This window comes from Fodinicurvata halophila (genome assembly GCF_042651425.1).
GTDB lineage: Bacteria > Pseudomonadota > Alphaproteobacteria > Kiloniellales > DSM-21159 > Fodinicurvata > Fodinicurvata halophila.
Genome location: NZ_JBHSCW010000011.1, coordinates 133,103 through 151,543 on the forward strand (window position 1 = coordinate 133,103; position 18,441 = coordinate 151,543).

At 62.9% G+C, this 18,441-nt stretch carries 21 protein-coding genes and 1 riboswitch; of the genes, 7 read left to right on the top strand and 14 right to left on the bottom strand.

Features of this window, described 5'->3' with window-relative positions; translation table 11 throughout:
* Positions 1-14: 14 nt before the first annotated feature.
* Together ACFOW6_RS16780 and ACFOW6_RS16785 are read right to left on the bottom strand one after the other, a co-directional pair.
* Entirely contained in the window at positions 15-431 is a 417-nt protein-coding gene (locus tag ACFOW6_RS16780) for an NAD(P) transhydrogenase subunit alpha (protein WP_382423580.1), read from the bottom strand.
* Positions 424-1,620, bottom strand: a complete 1,197-nt coding sequence (locus ACFOW6_RS16785) for a Re/Si-specific NAD(P)(+) transhydrogenase subunit alpha (RefSeq protein WP_382423581.1) — start codon at positions 1,618-1,620, stop codon at positions 424-426. The genes ACFOW6_RS16780 and ACFOW6_RS16785 overlap by 8 nt, the downstream gene beginning before the upstream one ends.
* A gap of 240 nt (positions 1,621-1,860) precedes the next feature.
* On the opposite strand from ACFOW6_RS16785, the gene ACFOW6_RS16790 reads away from it, so the two are divergent.
* A complete protein-coding gene (locus ACFOW6_RS16790) occupies positions 1,861-2,991 on the top strand; it encodes a PQQ-dependent sugar dehydrogenase (RefSeq protein WP_382423582.1) in 1,131 nt (376 codons plus the stop codon).
* An 88-nt stretch (positions 2,992-3,079) separates the two neighbouring features.
* Positions 3,080-3,553: an iron-sulfur cluster assembly scaffold protein gene (locus tag ACFOW6_RS16795; RefSeq protein ID WP_382423583.1), complete on the top strand. Its 474-nt coding sequence runs from the start codon at positions 3,080-3,082 to the stop codon at positions 3,551-3,553.
* 5 nt (positions 3,554-3,558) lie between these two features.
* Here ACFOW6_RS16795 and ACFOW6_RS16800 read toward each other — a convergent pair whose 3' ends face one another.
* Positions 3,559-4,131, bottom strand: a complete 573-nt coding sequence (locus ACFOW6_RS16800) for a histidine phosphatase family protein (protein WP_382423584.1) — start codon at positions 4,129-4,131, stop codon at positions 3,559-3,561.
* A 104-nt stretch (positions 4,132-4,235) separates the two neighbouring features.
* On the opposite strand from ACFOW6_RS16800, the gene ACFOW6_RS16805 reads away from it, so the two are divergent.
* Positions 4,236-4,997 carry a metallophosphoesterase gene (locus tag ACFOW6_RS16805; RefSeq protein WP_382423585.1) on the top strand — a complete coding sequence of 254 codons (762 nt, stop codon included), beginning with the start codon at positions 4,236-4,238 and terminating at the stop codon, positions 4,995-4,997.
* A gap of 3 nt (positions 4,998-5,000) precedes the next feature.
* On the opposite strand, the gene ACFOW6_RS16810 is transcribed toward ACFOW6_RS16805, so the two are convergent.
* The 8 genes from ACFOW6_RS16810 to cysG all read right to left on the bottom strand — a co-directional run bounded on the left by ACFOW6_RS16810 (position 5,001) and on the right by cysG (position 12,848).
* Positions 5,001-6,227: a multidrug effflux MFS transporter gene (locus ACFOW6_RS16810; RefSeq protein ID WP_382423586.1), complete on the bottom strand. Its 1,227-nt coding sequence runs from the start codon at positions 6,225-6,227 to the stop codon at positions 5,001-5,003.
* 203 nt (positions 6,228-6,430) lie between these two features.
* Positions 6,431-6,748, bottom strand: coding sequence for a 2Fe-2S iron-sulfur cluster-binding protein (locus tag ACFOW6_RS16815; RefSeq protein ID WP_382423587.1), 318 nt, complete (start codon positions 6,746-6,748; stop codon positions 6,431-6,433).
* On the bottom strand, positions 6,745-7,800 hold the full coding sequence (locus ACFOW6_RS16820) for an NAD(P)/FAD-dependent oxidoreductase (protein ID WP_382423588.1): 1,056 nt from the start codon (positions 7,798-7,800) through the stop codon (positions 6,745-6,747). Before ACFOW6_RS16820 ends, ACFOW6_RS16815 begins: the two co-directional genes overlap by 4 nt.
* Positions 7,801-8,180: 380 nt before the next feature.
* Positions 8,181-8,927, bottom strand: coding sequence for a phosphoadenylyl-sulfate reductase (locus ACFOW6_RS16825; RefSeq protein WP_382423589.1), 747 nt, complete (start codon positions 8,925-8,927; stop codon positions 8,181-8,183).
* Positions 8,928-8,939: 12 nt separating this feature from the next.
* Positions 8,940-9,446 (bottom strand): DUF934 domain-containing protein, encoded by a 507-nt coding sequence (locus ACFOW6_RS16830; RefSeq protein WP_382423590.1) that lies wholly within the window; start codon positions 9,444-9,446, stop codon positions 8,940-8,942.
* Positions 9,433-11,088 carry a nitrite/sulfite reductase gene (locus ACFOW6_RS16835; RefSeq protein WP_382423591.1) on the bottom strand — a complete coding sequence of 552 codons (1,656 nt, stop codon included), beginning with the start codon at positions 11,086-11,088 and terminating at the stop codon, positions 9,433-9,435. The genes ACFOW6_RS16830 and ACFOW6_RS16835 overlap by 14 nt, the downstream gene beginning before the upstream one ends.
* 25 nt (positions 11,089-11,113) lie before the next feature.
* Entirely contained in the window at positions 11,114-11,395 is a 282-nt protein-coding gene (locus tag ACFOW6_RS16840) for a DUF2849 domain-containing protein (RefSeq protein WP_382423592.1), read from the bottom strand.
* A 19-nt stretch (positions 11,396-11,414) separates the two neighbouring features.
* Positions 11,415-12,848 carry a siroheme synthase CysG gene (gene cysG / locus ACFOW6_RS16845; RefSeq protein WP_382423593.1) on the bottom strand — a complete coding sequence of 478 codons (1,434 nt, stop codon included), beginning with the start codon at positions 12,846-12,848 and terminating at the stop codon, positions 11,415-11,417.
* 168 nt (positions 12,849-13,016) lie between these two features.
* Positions 13,017-13,114, top strand: a riboswitch (TPP riboswitch).
* On the opposite strand from cysG, the gene thiO reads away from it, so the two are divergent.
* The 4 genes from thiO to ACFOW6_RS16865 all read left to right on the top strand — a co-directional run bounded on the left by thiO (position 13,103) and on the right by ACFOW6_RS16865 (position 15,943).
* Positions 13,103-14,290: a glycine oxidase ThiO gene (thiO, locus tag ACFOW6_RS16850; protein WP_449267371.1), complete on the top strand. Its 1,188-nt coding sequence runs from the start codon at positions 13,103-13,105 to the stop codon at positions 14,288-14,290. (Overlaps the previous riboswitch by 12 nt.)
* Before the next feature lie 12 nt (positions 14,291-14,302).
* Entirely contained in the window at positions 14,303-14,512 is a 210-nt protein-coding gene (thiS, locus tag ACFOW6_RS16855) for a sulfur carrier protein ThiS (protein ID WP_382423595.1), read from the top strand.
* Positions 14,513-14,531: 19 nt separating this feature from the next.
* On the top strand, positions 14,532-15,305 hold the full coding sequence (thiG, locus tag ACFOW6_RS16860; protein ID WP_382423596.1) for a thiazole synthase: 774 nt from the start codon (positions 14,532-14,534) through the stop codon (positions 15,303-15,305).
* Positions 15,305-15,943, top strand: coding sequence for a thiamine phosphate synthase (locus tag ACFOW6_RS16865; protein ID WP_382423597.1), 639 nt, complete (start codon positions 15,305-15,307; stop codon positions 15,941-15,943). Before thiG ends, ACFOW6_RS16865 begins: the two co-directional genes overlap by 1 nt.
* Here the strand turns inward: ACFOW6_RS16865 and ACFOW6_RS16870 are convergent.
* From ACFOW6_RS16870 to ACFOW6_RS16880, 3 genes are read right to left on the bottom strand one after another with little or no spacing between them, the layout of a single operon-like run.
* Complete coding sequence (locus ACFOW6_RS16870; RefSeq protein ID WP_382423598.1) at positions 15,915-16,670, bottom strand: amino acid ABC transporter ATP-binding protein; 756 nt, start codon at positions 16,668-16,670, stop codon at positions 15,915-15,917. The genes ACFOW6_RS16865 and ACFOW6_RS16870 overlap by 29 nt on opposite strands.
* Positions 16,671-16,706: 36 nt before the next feature.
* Positions 16,707-17,618 (bottom strand): amino acid ABC transporter permease, encoded by a 912-nt coding sequence (locus tag ACFOW6_RS16875; protein ID WP_382423599.1) that lies wholly within the window; start codon positions 17,616-17,618, stop codon positions 16,707-16,709.
* Positions 17,615-18,361 (bottom strand): amino acid ABC transporter permease, encoded by a 747-nt coding sequence (locus ACFOW6_RS16880; RefSeq protein ID WP_382423600.1) that lies wholly within the window; start codon positions 18,359-18,361, stop codon positions 17,615-17,617. Before ACFOW6_RS16880 ends, ACFOW6_RS16875 begins: the two co-directional genes overlap by 4 nt.
* Positions 18,362-18,441: the final 80 nt, after the last annotated feature.

The following is an 18,441-nucleotide window of genomic DNA, read 5'->3' on the forward strand; positions in this document are numbered from 1 at the left end:
GTCCTGTCCCCCGCTTATTTCTGTTTCTTCTTGAACATGGACAGCATGCGGTAGGTCACGATGAACCCCCCGAAGATATTCACGCTGGCCAGAACGACGGCGATGAAGCCCATGATTTCGCTGAAACCGTAGTCCCCGGTCCCGGCGGCAATCAGGGCGCCGACGACAATCACCGAGGAGATGGCATTGGTAATGCCCATGAGCGGCGAGTGAAGGGCCGGCGTCACCCGCCAAACGACGTGGTAGCCGACGAAGACCGCCAGCACGAAGACCGTCAGCCCGACGACGAGGACAGAGGTCTCGCTGCCACCGGCTGTGGTCTCCACTGCCGCACGGCTGGCATCCTGGCCCAGGGCCGCGATCTCCTTGGATAGCTCGTTCGCGCGATTGGCCAGGTCCATCGCGCGGTCGACCAGTGCCTGCTCAGCCATTGCCGTTCCCCTTTTCCGAAGCCTTCTCCGTCGATGAGGTTGTCTCCGTCTCTTCCGCCCTGCCTGTCAGTCTGGAATGCACGAGCGCGCCATCCCGGCTGAGCAGGGTGCCTTTGACGACCTCGTCTTCCCAGTCGACTTTCAGGGCCTTGCTCTCCTTGTCATAGAGCAGCGACAGGAAGTTGAAGAGATTGTTGGCGTAGAGCATCGAGGCATCGGCCGCGAGGCGTGAGGGCACGTTCTGATACCCGATGATCTTCACGCCGTGTTTGGTCGCCATCTTTCCGGGCTGGGTGAGTGCGCAGTTGCCGCCGCCCTCGGCCGCCAGGTCGAAGATCACGGAGCCGGGTCGCATGGACTTGACCATGTCCTCGTCGATCAGGCGCGGAGCCGGGCGCCCGGGAATCTGGGCCGTGGTGATCACCATGTCCATGTCGGCAATGGATTCGGAGATCAGTTCCGCCTGCTTCTTCTTGTAGGCATCCGACATTTCCTTGGCATAACCGCCAGCCGTCTCGGCCGCCTTGAACTCCTCGTCCTCGACCGCCACGAACTCGGCGCCCAGGGATTCCACCTGTTCCTTGGCCGCCGGTCGAACGTCCGTGGCATAGACCCGTCCCCCCAGGCGACGTGCCGTGGCGATGGCCTGCAGGCCGGCCACGCCGGCCCCCATAACCATGATCTTGGCCGGATTTATGCGGCCGGCGGGCGTCATCATCATCGGCAGGGCCCGGCCATATTCGGCGGCCGCGTCGATCACGGCCTTGTAACCGGCCAAGTTGGCCTGGGAAGAGAGCGTGTCCATGGCCTGGGCCCGGCTGATGCGCGGCAGGAACTCCAGGGCAAACACGGTCAAACCCTGCTTTGCCAGGGCCTCCAGTTTCTTGGTTTCCTGATAGGGGTTCATCTGACCGATCACCAGCGTGCCCTTCGGGCAGTCGCCGACTTCATCGGCCTCGGGCCGGGCGACTCGCAGCACGACATCGGCATCGGCCAACAGGGTTTTCGCGGACTTGGAAATCTCGGCGCCGGCCTCCTTGTAGGCCGCGTCGGAAAAGCTGGCACCGTTGCCCGCTCCGCTTTCCACGGCCACTGTCATTCCCAGCGACACCATCTTCTTGACGCTGTCCGGCGAAGCGGAGACACGCGCTTCCCCTGTCTGCCGCTCCTTGGCAATCGCGACTTTCATCTCTTGCCCCCCTGTTGACTGGGCCGAAGGATACTCGGCGCCCAATAGGTTCGCGAGACAGCATGCCGTTCCTGTAGAGGCAGTACAAGGGTCTGCTGTGACTGGCAAAGCGGGACGGACACCCCGTCACCTATGGCAGGTGCCCGGAAAAATGCTACATAGGAGAGTGGAGCAGTGCTGCCGGATGGCAAGCGGCCATACGGCAGCACTGCATGATTCCCATGGAGGGTCGACGGCGCCATGATCAATGCTATCCGCCTTCTCGTCACCGGTTTCCTGGGGGTATTCCTCCTGGTTCCGGCCGCCTTTTCCCAGGAAACACATACCTCGGAACAGGCCACTTTCCAGGTCGAGACCTTTGCCAAGGGCCTCGAGCGCCCCTGGGCCATGGCTTTTCTGCCGGACGGACGCATGCTGGTCACCGAGCGACCGGGACAGCTGCGCCTCGTGGATGCCGACGGCAACCTGCGATCGGAGCCCGTGCCCGGCGTTCCCGAGGTTGCAGCCCGCGGTCAGGGTGGACTTCTGGACATCGTCCTGCACCCCGATTTCGAGAACAACCGGCTGATCTATCTAAGTCATTCGATCTTCGGCGAAGACGGCATGACCACCGCGGTCAGCCGCGCCCGCTTCCAGGACGACCGCCTGGAAGACCTGGAGCGGATCTTCACGGCGAAACCCTTCTCGGGCACGACCCGGCATTTCGGCTCGCGCCTGGCCTTCGACCGAGAGGGCTATCTCTTCATCACCGTCGGCGATCGGGGCGAGATGGATCGGGCCCAGGACATCAACGACCATGCAGGATCGCTGATCCGCCTGCATGACGACGGCAGCATCCCCGAGGGCAATCCCTTCGTCGGACAGGAGGATGCCAAGCCCGAGATATACTCCTATGGCCATCGCAACCCCCAGGGCCTCGCCTTGCATCCCGAGACCGGCGTGCTCTGGGAGCACGAGCACGGTCCCCGGGGCGGCGACGAGGTCAACATCCCGCGCAAGGGCCTGAACTACGGCTGGCCTGTCATCACTTACGGCATGGCCTACACCGGCGGCACCATCGGCGAAGGCACCCACAAGGAAGGCATGGAACAGCCCCTGCTGCACTGGACGCCCTCCATCGCTCCCTGTGGCATGGCCTTCTATGACGGCGAACGGTTCGAGGAGTGGCAAGGCGATCTCTTTGTCGGGGCCCTTGCCATGACACATCTGACCCGCCTGGAAGTCGAGGGCCAGGAGATCGTGGGCGAGGAGCGGCTGCTCGAGGATCGCGGCCAGCGGATCCGGGATGTCGCCAACGGCCCGGACGGATACCTCTATGTCGCGATCGACGCCTCCGATGCCGAGATCCTGAGGCTGGTTCCGGCCGAATGACCCGCCGGACAGCTGACAGCTGGAAACTTTCCCTTGTCGGGGAACCGGGGTGCTGAATACCTTTAAGGACAGGAAAGGTAGCCTGTGAATGGCGGAGAGCAGTGTGACAGCCCCCTTGGACGACGATCTTCTGGAACTCTACAGCACGCGTTTGAAGGAACTCACGCGTGACGTCGAAGGCGATCACCGTCTCGAAGGGCCGGATGTAAGCGTGGACCGGCGCAGCCCGATCTGCGGCAGCACCATGACCCTCGACCTCTCGGCCGAGGGAGAGAGGGTGACCGGGATCGGCTATGCCGTGCGTGCCTGTTCGCTGGGCCAGCTCGGAACCGCCGTGCTTGCCCGACACCTGCCGGGCAAGTCGTTTGCCGAGGCCGAGCAGGTGAGCGAAGAGGTCCGTCGCATGCTCAAGGAAGGGCAGGATCCTCCACAGGGCGACTGGAAGGATCTTGAATTGCTGTTTCCGGCCATCGACATGCGCCATCGCCACGGCTCGGCCCTGCTGCCCTTCGAGGCCGTCTGCGAGGCGATCGCGGAGCTGCGCAGCCGCCGGCGCGGCTGATCTGGTCAGAATTCGGGCTTGATGCGCCCTTCCACCTTCAGCTCATCGCTTTCAGGCACGAGGCTCACCACGATGACCTCTCCCGATGCAGGGTAGACGTCGCTGAGCGCCGTGATGTTGACCTGGTGCGTGACCAGGACCAGGGGCGTCCCGGCATTTGCGAGGTGCTCGCGAATGAGGGTCCGCGCTGCTCTTGTCTGTTCAGGCCCCTGATCCCGATTGCCGAAGAAGGAATCCAGTGGCGGGCTTTCTTCCACTTGGCCCAATCCCAGGAGCTCCGCGGTTTCCAGGCAGCGGCACCAGCGGCTCGAGAGCACCCGGGCCTGGCTGATCCCCTGAGCGCGGAAAAGCTCTCCCAAGGCCCTGGACTGGCGGCGGCCTTCCTCCGAGAGTGTACGCTGCGTGCTGCAGTCACCCAGCTCGAAACCGGCGGGATCGCCGGTTCCCGGAGCAATGGCGTGACGGATAAGTGCTGCATTCCTGCCTTCGGCCAGTCCCTGCCAGAGGTCCTCTTCCGCCAGGGCCGGCTGCATGAAGAGCACAAGAACCATACCGAGCAAAGAAATGAAGCCTGGCACCCTGCGCGCTCCCTTTACTGATACCATGTGAGTCCCTGTACAAACTGTGCCATCCCCGCGCCCTGACAAGAGGATCTGGCGGCAGACAAGGAAAGGAACAAGGCTTGACGGCACAAGCTCCCCTCTACGTCATCGGCGACATCCACGGTCACGCCGGCCTGCTGGATCGCCTGCTGACCTTCATCGAAAGCGATGCAGCCCAGCGCGGACACAGTCCAAAGGTCATTTTCCTGGGGGATATCGTCGATCGCGGACCGGAGAACCGACGCGCCATGGACGTGGTCAGCGCAACCCTGAAACGTTGGCCGGACTCACGCCTTCTGCTGGGCAATCACGACAGCTGGCTCCTGGAATTCTTCGACCAGGGTGCAGCGGACCCTGCCTGGCTTATGAATGGGGGTGCGGAGACATTGCAATCCTATGGCCTTGCCGATCTCGATCCTGCAGCGGTACGGGACCGGGTGGCCAGAGACTTCCGCGATCACTTCGAAATGCTGCGCGACGCCTCCATTCAGGAGTTGGCGGGCAACTTTGCCTTCGTTCATGCGGGGGTTAACCCCAACCGTCCGATTCCCGAACAGGATGCGGAGGACTGCATCTGGATTCGCGGTCCGTTTCTCAATCACCTGGGACGATTGAGCCACACCGTTGTGCATGGCCACACGCCCATGATCGACCCGCCCTGTCCGGTCATCACGGAAAACCGCATTTCCCTGGATACCGGGGCCTTTGCCACGGGCGTTCTCAGCCTGATGATCCTGGATGTGGAGAGAGAAATCGCCGAATTCCATGCTACGGGGCCTGATGGCAGCGTGACGACGATCGAGCCGCTGCGTGTCGACCGCGGGCACGGCACTGCCCTTTGAACGTCAGGGGCCCGTTTGCGTGCCGGGCGCCACTTTGGACGCACCTGTGAAGCTGTTCGCCAGAAAGGCAAGCGTGGCGCAGGTCAGCATGATGACGAACAGCGGATAGACGGCACCGTTCTGCAGGAAACCCACCAGCTGCGAGATCATGGCCCCCAGGAACATCTGGATAAAGCCGGCCAGGCCCGACCCCACCCCGGCCATATCTGGGCGCACGCTGATGGCTCCGGCCAGGCCATTGGGAATGCTGAGGCCATTGCCGAGAGAACAGAGCAGCATCGGGACAAAGATGGTGATGGGGTGCAGGACACCTGCCACGACGAAGGCCATCATGATGGCAGTCCCGGCCCAGGTGGCGATCAGCCCGAGAAGGATCATGCTGTCTATGCCGCGCTGAACGGAGAAGCGCCCCGAAAGGCCATTCCCCGCCATGTATCCCAGTGAGACCAGGGCGAAATAGATGCCGTATTCCACCGGGCTGCGGCCCAGGGTCTCGGTCATCACATAGGGCGCACCGGCCAGGAACGAGAAGAACACGCTGCTGTTGAAGGACAGTTGAAGCGCATAGGCCAGGAATTCCTTGCGCCTGAGCAGGACCGGGAAACCGATGACAAAGCCTCTCAGGCCATCGGCGCTCTGCCTGTGGAAATTCGTTTCGTGCAGCCAGCGCAGGCAGGCCAGGAACACCAGTGCTCCCGTCACGACCAGGAAATAGAAGCTGGCCTGCCAGCCGTACCAAGTATCCAATATACCGCCGATCAAGGGAGCCACCATGGGTGCCAGCACCCAGGCCATGGTGATATAGCCGATCATGCTGGCCGCCTGGTCCCGCTCATAGAGGTCGCGCACGATGGCACGACCGAGCACGATCCCCGAACAGCCCCCGACAGCCTGAAGGATGCGCGCCAGGATCAATTCCTCGATCGAGGTGGCGAAGGAGCAGGCCAGGCTGGCCAGGACAAACAGGCCCAGGCCCCCAAGCAGAAGGGGACGCCGGCCATAGCGGTCGGACAGCGGGCCGTAGAGCAGCTGGCTGACCGCCAGGCCAATCAGGTAGAGCGTCAGGGTCAGCTGGACAGTGGCATAGTCCGCCGAAAGGCTGTACTGCAGCCCCGGCATCGAGGGGATGAAGATGTTGAGCGCCAGAGGGCCGATGGCACTGGCCGCAATCAGGATGGCGATCGGTGGCTTCGCCCGTTCTTTCGTCGTCTCCTCTGCGATGGCTGACATCTCTTCCGATCAGAATCCAAAAGTGAACCGGCCGGATGGCGACCGGCCGGTTGGATAGGGATACCCGGGCAGGGCCGGCTCACCGGCCCTGCCCGAGTCTGCATGATGCAGTTACATTCTTGTCGGAAAAGGGGACCCTGGGAAGGCGTACAAGCGGGCAACAGCCATGCACTGCATGCAGGCGGCTGCGCCCGGCTCCGGCGTCAGGCCCCTTCGGGAGCCAGATAGACGCGCAGCCCCTCGAGGTCCTCGGAGAACAGGATCTGGCAACTCAGGCGGGAATTGTCCTCGACGCCGAAGGCCTCGTCCAGCATCTCGTCCTCCTCGTCCTCGCGCTGCGGCAGGCGTGCACGCCAGTCGTCATCCACATACACGTGGCACGTCGCACAGCTGCAGCAGCCACCGCACTCGCCCTTGATGGGCAGTTCGTGGTCCCGGATGATTTCCATGATACGCCAGCCGTTGAGGGCGTCCAGGCGATGTTCCTGGCCCTCGCGGTCAACAACAACGATATAGCTCATATCACGCCCAGTTTCTTCTGCAGGTCCGTTGAAGACGTGGTGTAACGGAAGACCAGCTTCTCGTCGGGGCGGCAGTAGCGGAAGGCCTGCTGGGCCATCAGCGCCGCCTCGTGGAAGCCGGAGAGGATCAGTTTCAGCTTGCCCGGATAGTAGTTGATGTCGCCGATGGCGAAAATGCCGGGCACGGAGGTCTCGAACTTCTCCGTATCCACGGTAATCAGGTCGCGATCCAGGTTCAGGCCCCATTCGGCGATCGGCCCCAGCTCCATCTTCAGGCCGAAGAAGGGCAGGAGTACATCGCAGGGCACGTCGTACAGTTCGCCATCTGATCCCTTGACCTGGACGGCTTCCAGCTGGCCGCCCTGACCCTTGAGTTCCTTGATCTGGCCGATCTGCAGGCTGACCTCGTCATTGGCCACCAGTTGGCGCATCTTCTCCACGGAATCCGGCGCCGCGCGGAACTGGTCACGGCGATGGATCAGCGTCACCTGGCTGGCCAGCGGGTGCAGGTTGAGCGTCCAGTCGAGCGCCGAATCGCCGCCGCCGGCGATCACGATCCTCTTGTCGCGCAGCGCTTCCATGCGGCGCACGGCATAGAGAATCGAGCTGCCTTCATAGTCCTCGAGGTTCTCCAGAGGCGGCCGGCGCGGCACGAAACTGCCGGCACCTGCCGCAATCACGATCACCGTGGCGTGGAAAACCGTGCCGGTGCTGGTTTCCAGCCGCCAGCGCCCATCCTCCAGCTTGGACAGAGAGTCGGCCTGCTGGCTGAGATGAAAGCCAGGCTTGAAGGGGTCGGACTGCTTCATCAACTCGTCGACCAGCCCCTGTCCCGTGCAGTAGGGAAGCGCCGGAATGTCATAAATGGGCTTTTCCGGATAAAGCTCGGCGCACTGGCCGCCCACCTTGTCGAGATTGTCGATCAGGTGGCAGTTCAGGCCAAGCAGCCCGGCTTCGAATACCGCAAAAAGGCCCACCGGGCCGGCACCGACGATGACGATATCCGTCTCGATCGGCTGATTCTTATCAAAGGCAATCACATTCTCGTCCATCTTAACTCTTCCCTGCTTCAGGTCCCCTCACGAATTCGGCCCGTTAAGTTTCAATCGGACCTGCGCGCGGAACCAAACCTCCGGAAAGATCCGGAAGTCGGCCGAGCACATCATCGGGCGATCCCAAGCAGGCCATGTTGTGTCGATCACACAGACTTCTGACCAATTCGTTATCTGGCGGCTTTATACCACAAGATAAAGACCTTTTGGGTCCCGTTTGCCGCAAGCGTCCGTCTCGATTTTTACATATGCCCTTTGCCCCGCCACGCAAACCGCGCGGCCGTCCCAGCGTCATTGAGACGCCAGCAGCATGGACATCCTGCTTTCCGGAAAACGGGGACATGGTCACTATACGCATTTTGCCACAGGTAATAAACTGCTCATTCCCACTGGTTGCCTGAGGCATGGATTCCACACTCGGTTTTCTCCATGCCGTTCCAGCGACCGGCACGCGGCGCATCCTCGCGGAGTGCCGGGCTGGTACAGGGTGCACAGCCGATCGAGAGATAGCCGACATTCGTCAGGGGATGGCTCGGCAGATCGCGCGCCTTGAAGGCGTTGCGGATTTCCTGCAATGACCAGTCGGCCAGCGGATTCACCTTGACTCGGCCGTCCGCGGCCTCGATTCGCGGCAGGGTTTCACGCGTCCCGCCTTGGTAACGCTTGCGCCCCGTGATCCAGGCGTCAAAGCCCTCGAGCGCCTGTTCCAGTGGCAGGACCTTGCGAATATGGCAGCAGCGGTCGGGGGCGGACTTCCAGAGTGTCCCACCAGGATCCTCAGCCTCCAGATCCTCCTCCGCCGGCGTGATATCGCGCACGTCAGTCAACCCGATCCGGCGGACCAGCCGGTCCCGATACATGAGCGTTTCCGTGAAATGCTTTCCGGTTTCCAGGAAAATCACGGGAATATGCCGGTTCACCTGGGCCACCATGTCCAGAAGCACGGCCGATTCTGCCCCGAAGGACGAAACCAGGGCGATGCGGCCGGGAAAGACCTCATGGACCATCCGGTCCAGGAGTTCCAGCGCATAGAGATCCCGGCTCTCCTCCTCCAGCTCGAAGGCCTGAATCAGATCCCTGGCAAGCCCCGGAGCGGCTGTGGAAGGCAGGGTGGATGTCTGCTGCATGACTATCTCCTCCTACTGCGCAGCCACCCGCAGGCGCCGCCGCAGGGACGACACCGGGGCCCGATTGTCCGTGGCCGGCTGGTACCAGACCGAGAAGTCCTCCAGGGCCTTGAGCCAAGCCTCCACAGGGGCATCCTCGGGCAATTCGAAGGCATCGAAGCCGCAGCGCTGCATGAAGAGAAGCTGGTCGCGCAGGACGTTGCCGACGGCCCGCAGCTCGCCGGTGAAGCCATGGCGTTCCCGCAGCAGGCGGGCATGGGAATAGGCGCGCCCATCCGTGAATTTCGGGAATTCCAGGGCAATGAGGGAGAACGCCTGCAAGTCCTCGGCCACCTGCTGGGGCGACTGATCGCTGCGCAGGCGAAGCCCCAGCTCCGTTCCGCGCGCCTGGAGCACGTCCTTCTCCTGCTGCCAGCGCTCCAGCGAAACAAGGATCGGCGCATTCTCCGGCAACGGCTGTTCGTCATCGACCGGCAACCAGAGATCCTCGATCTGTTCTCCGTTCTTAATGAGCGGCATAGAGAGTCTCCTTGAAAGGCTGCTGTCCGACGCGGCGATAGGTCTCCAGGAAACTCTCGCCTTCCTGACGGATATCCAGGTAGGTTTCGACGATCGTCTCCATGGCATCGCCGACCTCCGCGGCACTGAAGGCCGGACCGATGATGTTCCCCAGTGTCGTCTCGTTCTCGGCGCTTCCGCCCAGGGTGATCTGGTAGTACTCTTGGCCCTTCTTATCGACGCCGAGGATCCCGATGTGACCCACATGGTGGTGGCCGCAGGCATTGATGCAGCCGGACATCTTGATCTTCAGCGGCCCGATGTCGCGCTGGCGGGAAAGATCGGCGAAGCGTTCGCTGATCTCCTGCGCCACGGGAATCGAGCGGGCATTGGCCAGATTGCAGTAATCCAGGCCGGGGCAGCAGATCATGTCGCTGATCAACCCGATGTTCGCCGTGGCCAGCCCAGCTTCCTGCAAGCCCTGCCAAACCGCCATCAGGTCCAGCTTGCGCACGTAGGGCAGGACCAGATTCTGCTCGTGCGTCGCACGAATCTCCGAGAAGCTATAGCGCTCGGCCAGATCGGCAACCACCTCCATCTGTTCCGCCGTGATATCGCCCGGCACGCCACCTTCGGGCTTCAGCGAGACATTCACGATGGCATAGCCGGGCTGCTTGTGGGCGGCGACATTCTCGTTCATCCAGGCACCAAAGCCGGGACTGGTGCTCTGCCAGAGCTGCAGTTCCGGCGGCGTGTCTTCCAGCGCCTCATAAGGTGGTGGTGTGAAATAGTGGGCGATGGCATCCAGCTCTTCCTGCGGCAGGGTCAGGTAGCCGTCGCGCAGCTGAGCCCATTCCTCCTCGACCATGCGGGCAAATTCGTCGCGACCGACAGACTGCACCAGGATCTTGATACGCGCCTTGTGGATGTTGTCGCGCCGTCCGAGCTGGTTATAGACCCGCAGGATCGCCTCCAGATAGGACAGAAGGTGCTGTTCCGGCAGGAAATCGCGGATCGTCACACCGACCACCGGCGTGCGGCCGAGGCCGCCGCCGACCATCACCTCGAATCCCGGATTGCCGTCCGCGTCGCGGCGCATGCGCAGGCCGATGTCGTGCGTGCGCAGGGCCGCGCGATCTTCTTCCGCGCCGGTGACCGCGATCTTGAACTTGCGAGGCAGGAACGAGAACTCCGGATGCAGGGTGGACCACTGACGGATGATCTCGCAGTAGTGGCGCGGATCGGCGATCTCGTCCGCCGCCACGCCGGCGTACTGGTCGGCCGTGGTGTTGCGGATGCAGTTGCCGCTGGTCTGGATGGCATGCAGCTGCGCGTCCGCCAGGTCCGAGAGAATGGCCGGGGCATCCTCCAGCCGCGGCCAGTTGAACTGGATGTTCTGGCGCGTGGTGATGTGCCCGTATCCCTTGTCGTAGGTACGCGCCACATAAGCCAGCTGGCGCAGCTGGTTCGAGGAGAGCGTTCCGTAGGGAATGGCAATTCGGAACATGTAGGCGTGAAGCTGCAGGTAGAGGCCGTTCATCAGCCTGAGCGGCTTGAACTCGTCCTCGCTCAGCTCCCCATTCAGGCGACGCTGCACCTGCTCGCTGAACTGGGCCACGCGTTCGCGCACCAGCGCTTCATCGAATTCGTCATAGCGATACATGGTCTTCCTCCGGTCTCCAGCCTGGTCAGGCCGCGTCCGTACGGCGACTTGGTCCTGTCGAGCGAATTTCCTCGCGGCAGCGGGTGGTCACATAGCCATCCGTCTGCTGCACGACGTCGATGGCATACGGAGCCACCACTTCATTGCGCAGCACGCCGAGCTCGGCCTCGTCCATCAGGCCCTTGAGCTCGTCCTCGTCGCGTGCCAGCCGGCTTTCCTCGAGCGCCTGCGACCAGCCCCCCGTCTCCGAGAGATAGACGACGCGGCCATCGCGCAGCCGGTTGGCGGTTACTGCTTTCAGATACATTCTGCCTGTTTCCTCTTTCTCAAACGGCTTGGGCCAGGAGCGGCTCCACGGCCGGTTCGTCTGTCGCCGCAGCCGCGGCCACCTGTCCGATGATCAACAGTGCGGGACCCTGCACGGCCTCGCGACGCAGGATGTCGCCGAGATCCGCCAGACGGCCGCCCAGCACCCGTTGATCCGGCAGCGTGCCTCGTTCCACCACGGCCATCGGGGTGCCAGCCGGCAGCCCCTTGTCCATCAGCCGGCGGGCAATCTCCTCGGCATGGGACAGCCCCATATAGACGACCAGTGTCTGGCGTTCGCCGGCCAGCGCCTGCCAATCGAGCTCCGGCAGGCCGTTGCGGGCATAACCGGCCACGAAGGTGACGGCAGACGCCGTTTCCCGATGGGTCAGGGGAATGCCGGCGGCAGCCGCGCAGCCGGTTGCCGCAGTGATGCCGGGCACCACCTGTACGTCGACACCGTGGCGCAGCAGGTACTCCTGTTCCTCCCCTCCGCGGCCGAAAATGAAGGGATCGCCGCCCTTCAGGCGCACGACCTGCTTTCCGCCGCGGGCCTGCTGCAGCAGGATCTCGTTGATCTCATCCTGGCTCTTGCTGTGAGCGCCCTTCGCCTTGCCCACGAAGATCCGCTCGGCATCCCGGCGCACGCAATCCAGCACCCCCTGGGGAATCAGCCGGTCGTAAACCACGACGTCGGCTTCCTGCATCAGGCGGACGGCACGGAAGGTCAACAGGTCCGGGTCGCCCGGACCGGCGCCGACCAGTGCGACACTTCCCGTGAGATTGCCGCGGCTTTCCGGCGCGGAATTGACAAGGCCCAGCATCCGTTCACGCGCGCCGCGCTCATCGCCCTGCAGCAGCGATTCGGCCACGCCGCTGCGGAAGAAGCGCGACCAGAATCGGCGGCGTCCCTCCTCGCCGGGAATCACTGCCTTCACGGCCGGACGAAACTGGTCGGCGAAGCGTGCCAGTGCGCCAAGACGCGCGGGCAGCAGAGCCTCGATCTTCTCGCGCAGCTGTCGCACCAGGACCGGCGCACTGCCCCCGCTGGCAATCGCGATCGTGACCGGATCCCGATCGATCATGCCTGGCACGATGAAGGAGGATTGCGCCGGCCGATCCACGAGATTGACGGGCTGCCGGCGCGCCCTCGCCAGGCGGGAGACCCGACCATCGATCCGCTCGTCACCGGAGGCGGCGATGACCAGGCTCTTGTCATCCAGGTCCCGTGCCCGGAAGCGGCGCGGATACCAATGCGCCCTGCCGGCGGAGACCAGTTCGCCCAGCTCTTCGTTTATCTCCGGTGCAACGATGTGGATTTCGGCCTCCGTGCGTTGCAGGAGACGCACCTTGCGGGCCGCCGCCTCGGAGCCACCCACCACCAGGCAGGGAGCATCCGTCAGATCATGAAACAGAGGGAAGTATTTCATCGTGAGCCAGATATTTTCACGCATGTTAGTGTATAAATCTCTCGATCCCCCTTATATTTGCGCAATATGATTCGGGAGTCAAATAATTTCACACTTTGTGTGGATTTATTAATATTTATACATTTTATAAATGTTAATAAATTTCGCCGAAAACCTTGCAAGGCAACGGCCTCGCCTTCATCTTAGAGTCAGCCTGAAAATCTGGGGTGCCGCCAAGACAGGCGGCTGAGATCACACCCATGGAACCTGCACTGGATCATGCCAGCGAAGGGAGCAACGTGGCAGATACGAAACACAGAAACGGCGAACGCCTGCAGACCGTGATCATCGGTGGCGGTGTCTGCGGCTTGGCGATCGGCTGGCAGCTGGCGGAGGCCGGCCAGCAGGTCACCCTGCTCGAGCGCGAGCGCTGCGGCCAGGCGGCCACGCATGCCGCTGCCGGCATGTTGGCCGCGGCCGCCGAGTGCGAGCCCGGCGAGGAACAGCTGCTGCAGCTGACCCGTTGGGCCCAGGAACTTTGGCCGACTTTCCTGGACCGCCTGGAAGCGGCGAGCGGACTGCGTCCGGATTATCGGGACGAAGGCACCCTGGTAGTGGCGCTCAACCGCGACGAAGTCGATCGCCTGCGCTTTCGGCACGACTTCCAGAGCGCGCTGGGACTGCCCTTGCAGTGGCTGGAGGGACGCGAGGTGCGCGAACGCGAACCGCACCTGCGACAGAGCGCTGCCGCCGCCATTTACAGTCTGGAGGATCACCAGGTCGACAACCGGCAACTGGCCGAAGGCCTGAAGCGGGCCTTCGTGAACGCCGGCGGAGAGCTGCGTGAGCACACCGAGGTCGCCGCACTCGACTGCCCGGAAGACTCCGCCAAGCGCATCCATCTTGCGAACGGCGAGGTTTTGCAGGCCGAGCACCTGGTGCTGGCGGCCGGCGCCTGGACCCGTGGCCTGCCCGGCCTGCCGGATGCGGCCAAACCGCCGGTGCGGCCCTTGAAAGGACAATCCCTGGCCTTGCAGATGGACCCGGCGGCACCGCTTCTGGAGCATGTCCTCTGGACCGAGCAGGTGTATTGCGTGCCGCGCCGTGACGGACGCCTGATCATCGGCGCGACCGTGGAGGAACGTGGCTTTGACGACAGCGTAACGGCCGGCGGCCTCTATGCCCTGATCGAAGGGGCCCGCAGAGCCCTGCCCGGCATCGAGGACCTGCCCCTGCTCGAGAGCTGGAGCGGCTTTCGTCCCGGCTGCCGCGACGACGCGCCCGTGCTGGGCTCGACCCCCGTGCCGGGCCTCCACCTGGCAACAGGCCACCACCGCAACGGCATCCTGCTGGCCCCGGTCACCGGACACTGCCTGGCCGAACAGATCCTGACGGGAGAGATGCCCGAGGCAGCCCGGCCGTTTTCACTGGCACGCTTCAAGCCTCGTTCCACGAACAGAAAGAAACCGCTACTGCAGAGTGCATAGGATACTTCGACCATGTCCCTGAACATCAATCTCAACGGCGAAACGACCCGCGTCGAACCCGGGACGCTGCAGGATCTGCTGCAGCAACGCGGGATCGACCCGACGGCCCGCCGAATCGCGATCGCGCGCAACGGCGCCTTGGTCAAACGCGCCAGCTGGTCCGAAGAAGCCCTGGCCGAGGGCGACCGCATCGAAATCGTCCGTCCCCTGGCGGGCGGTTGAGCGAAGGAGACTCGAGTTCATGTCCAACGACACGCCTCTCGTGATTGCCGGACGGGAATTCGGCAATCGCATCTTCCTCGGCACCTCGAGCTACCCCAACCTGCAGATCATGCTGGATTGCGTGGAGGAAAGCGGCACCGAAATGGTGACCTTCTCCATTCGCCGCATGGATCTCGAAGGTCACGCGGAAAGTCCGGTGGACCTGCTGGACGGCTATCACTTCCTGCCGAACACGGCCGGATGCGAAACGGCGCGCGATGCCATCCTGACGGCCCAGCTGGCCCGCGAAGCCCTGGAAACCGAATGGGTGAAGCTTGAGATCATCGGCGACCGAGAAACCCTCTATCCCGATGTGGAACAGCTGCTCTCGACCACGGAGGAGCTCGTGAAGGACGGCTTCACCGTCCTGCCCTACTGCAATGACGATCCCGTGATCTGCAAGCGGCTGGAGGATGCGGGCGCCGCCGCCGTCATGCCCATGGGCTCGCTGATCGGCTCCGGCATGGGCGTGGCCAATCCGGCCAACATCGAGCTGATTTGCCGGCGCGCGGAGGTGCCGGTGGTGATCGATGCCGGACTGGGGACGGCCTCTGACGTGGTGCAGTCCTTCGAGCTGGGGTGTGATGCCGTGTTGCTGAACACAGCCGTGGCGAAAGCACGCAATCCCGTCGCCATGGCCCGCGCTGTACGCCATGCATGCGAAGCCGGCCGTGCGGCGCATCTGGCCGGGCGCATCCCCAAGCGTACGCATGCCGAGGCCTCAAGCCCGCAGATGGGGCTGGTAGGCTCGTAATGGTCGGAAAAGTGCCCGAACTGCTGGTCATCAGCGATCGGCACCAGGCACGGCACGACCTCGAGCAGATTGCCGAACGGACCTTCAGCGCAGGACTCCGCAACTTCATGCTGCGTGATAAGGACCTGGCCAACACGGAGCGCCGAGCTCTGGCGGAGCGGCTGTGCGAACTTGCCTGCAGGCATCTAGGCCGCGTGCTCATAAACGGCGACTGGAGCCTGGCCGCGGAGGTCGACGCGGCCGGTGTCCACCTGCAACATCCGGGCGACATCCCCCTCGCCCGAGCAGCTCTGGGGGACGCCGCCGTGATCGGGGTGTCGGCACATTCCAGAAAGGATATCGTGGCCGCGGCAGCGGAAGGCGCGGATTATGCCACTCTGAGCCCGGTCTTTGCGACGGAGAGCAAACCCGGTTACGGGCCGGCCCTGGAACTGGACGGCCTGCGCAGAATGACAGACGGCATCGCACCGCCTGTCCTCGCGCTGGGCGGCGTGACAGCCGCGAATGCGCGCGACTGCCTGAGCGCCGGAGCCACAGGGCTCGCCGTGATGGGAGAAGTCATGCGCGCTGAAGCACCGGAAGAGACGGTGCGGCAGCTGCTACAGGCGATCAGAGGATCTGCCCCAGGAACTGCTTAGTGCGCTCGTCCTTCGGATTGGCGAAGAATTCGGCGGGCGGGCCGTCTTCCACGATCACGCCATTGTCCGTGAAGTACATGTGATCGGCCACTTCCTTGGCGAATCCCATCTCGTGGGTCACCAGCATGCAGGTCATGCCCTCCTGGGCCAATTCCTTGATGGTGGCCAGGACCTCCTTCACCGTTTCCGGATCCAGGGCGGCCGTCACCTCGTCGAACAGCATGACCTCCGGGTTCATGGCCAGCGAGCGGGCGATGGCGACGCGCTGTTGCTGCCCCCCGGAAAGCTCGCCCGGATAGGCGTGCTCCTTACCGTCGAGACGAACCTTTCTCATCAGTGCATGGGCCCGCTCTTCAACTTCCTGCTTCGGCTGCCGCAGAACCTGGACAGGCGCCATCATGATGTTCTGCAGCGCCGTACGATGGGGGAAAAGGTTATACTGCTGGAAGACCATGCCCACGCGCTTGCGCAGTTCCAGCTTGTTCAGGTTGGGATCGTTGACCTCGATCCCCTCGACCTTGATGGATCCGCTGTTGATCTCGGTCAGTGCGTTGATGCAGCGGATCAGCGTGGATTTTCCGGATCCGGAAGCCCCTATGATACAGATCACTTCGCCCTTCTTGACGTCGAAGGAAATGCCCTTGAGGACCTCGAAGTCACCGAAGGATTTGTGCACGTCCTTCAGCGAGACAATCGGTTGGTCGTCGGTCCAGTTTGCTGTGCTCATGCAAGAGTCCCTTTTCGCCGTTTCCGGCCGTTCTGATCAGATCTTCACCGCGTATTTGAGCTCTAGACGCATGGTCAGCCGCGCGATCGGATAGGAATAGATAAAGAACAACAGAAGGAGATACCCGTAGAGCGGCGCCAACAGGTCGGTGCGCCCGCCCTCAGCGGCCTTCACCTGGTCAGCCAGGGTCATGACCTCGTTCACGCCCACCACCGAGGCCAGGACGGTGGCCATGGTCAGGATGGCATAGAGATTCATCCAAGGCGGCAGCATCCGCTTGATGCACTGTGGCATGATGATCTGCCAGATCTGCTGGCGGCGTGTGAAGGCCAGGGATTCGGCCGCTTCCCACTGCCCCGAGGGGATCGACTGGACAGCACCGCGGACCAGTTCCGAGACATTGGCCATGACCGGCAGGCTGAGGCCGATAACCGCTTTCACCCAATCCGGGAAGGGGATGGTCATGCCGCCGATCTCGAACTGGAACGGCAGCATGAACATGGCGTAGAACAGCAGTACCAGCCAAGGCGCATTGCGGAAGAATTGAGTCACGAACCAGCTTCCGGCCCGCACTGGCGGCAACAGCGAGATCTGCATGAGGCCAAGAAAAGCCCCGACCGCAGTCCCCAGCGCCATAGACAGGACCGATATGATCAGGTTGAAGACAAAGCCCTGGAGCAGCAGCGGGGTCCACTTGACCAGGATCGAGAAGACGCCCTCGCGACCGCCTCCGTTCTGGGCCTCGGCTACGCCGGCCGAGAAAAGCAGCAGCCCCATCAACAACAGGCCGTGCCAAGGCTTGAGGTTCAAACGCGGCAGGGCAAGAACATCCCGCCCGGTCGTCCGGAAGGCCGCAGTCCTCTCATCTGGCGAATGCAGAACGGGCAGATCCGTTCCCGAGCGCAGGGAGGCGTTCAGGCGCTGTCTTGAGCTTGCCTTCCTTGTCATGTTCCGTACCCCGGCAGACGCATTGCCCGCTCCCAGCGGTTCATTCCCATGACCACGATGCCCACGAGCCCCACGTAGATCAGCAGAAGCAGCGTCATCATTTCCGGCACGTTGGCATAGTCGGACCAGATCTGGCCGGAAACATACAACAGTTCCGGGACCGCAATGGCATAGGCCAAGGTCGTGGTCTTCACCAGATTGACGAGGTTGTTGTTCAGCGCCGGCAGGCAGACCCTGAAGGCCAGCGGCAGGATCACATGAATGTAGGCCCCAAGCCTGCTATATCCCAAAGATTCTGCAGCTTCGCGCGTGGTTTCCGGGACCGCTTCGATACCCGAACGGAAGATCTCGACATTGAAGGCGCCGGCGAAGAAGCTCAGCGAGATGCAGGCCCAGGCAAACGCGCCCAGGATCGGCTCCTGGAAGCCGTACTCGTTCTCCACGGTCGGCAACAGCGCGCTGAGCCCGAAGAAGAAGAAATACATCTGCACCAGGGGCGGAGTATTGCGGAAGAACTGGATATAGACTTGGACGATGCGACGCGTCCAGACCAGCTTGGACCCCTGCAGCCAGGCTCCGACAACCCCGATCACCACGGACGCGATCAGGCTGACAATGGACAGCTCGATCGTGACGAGCAGGCCTGAGAAGAAGCGTTCTCGGTCAAAGGTATTGTAGAAGACCGGAAGGTTGATGCCGGTCGCCTCGTTCAGCTGCTGGAACCAGTTGTATATGATTTCCACGCCTGTCGTCGCTCCACACACACCGGCTTGTCGAACAAGCTGCAAAGAAAACGGCGGATGAGCCTTCTGTAAAGACTCAC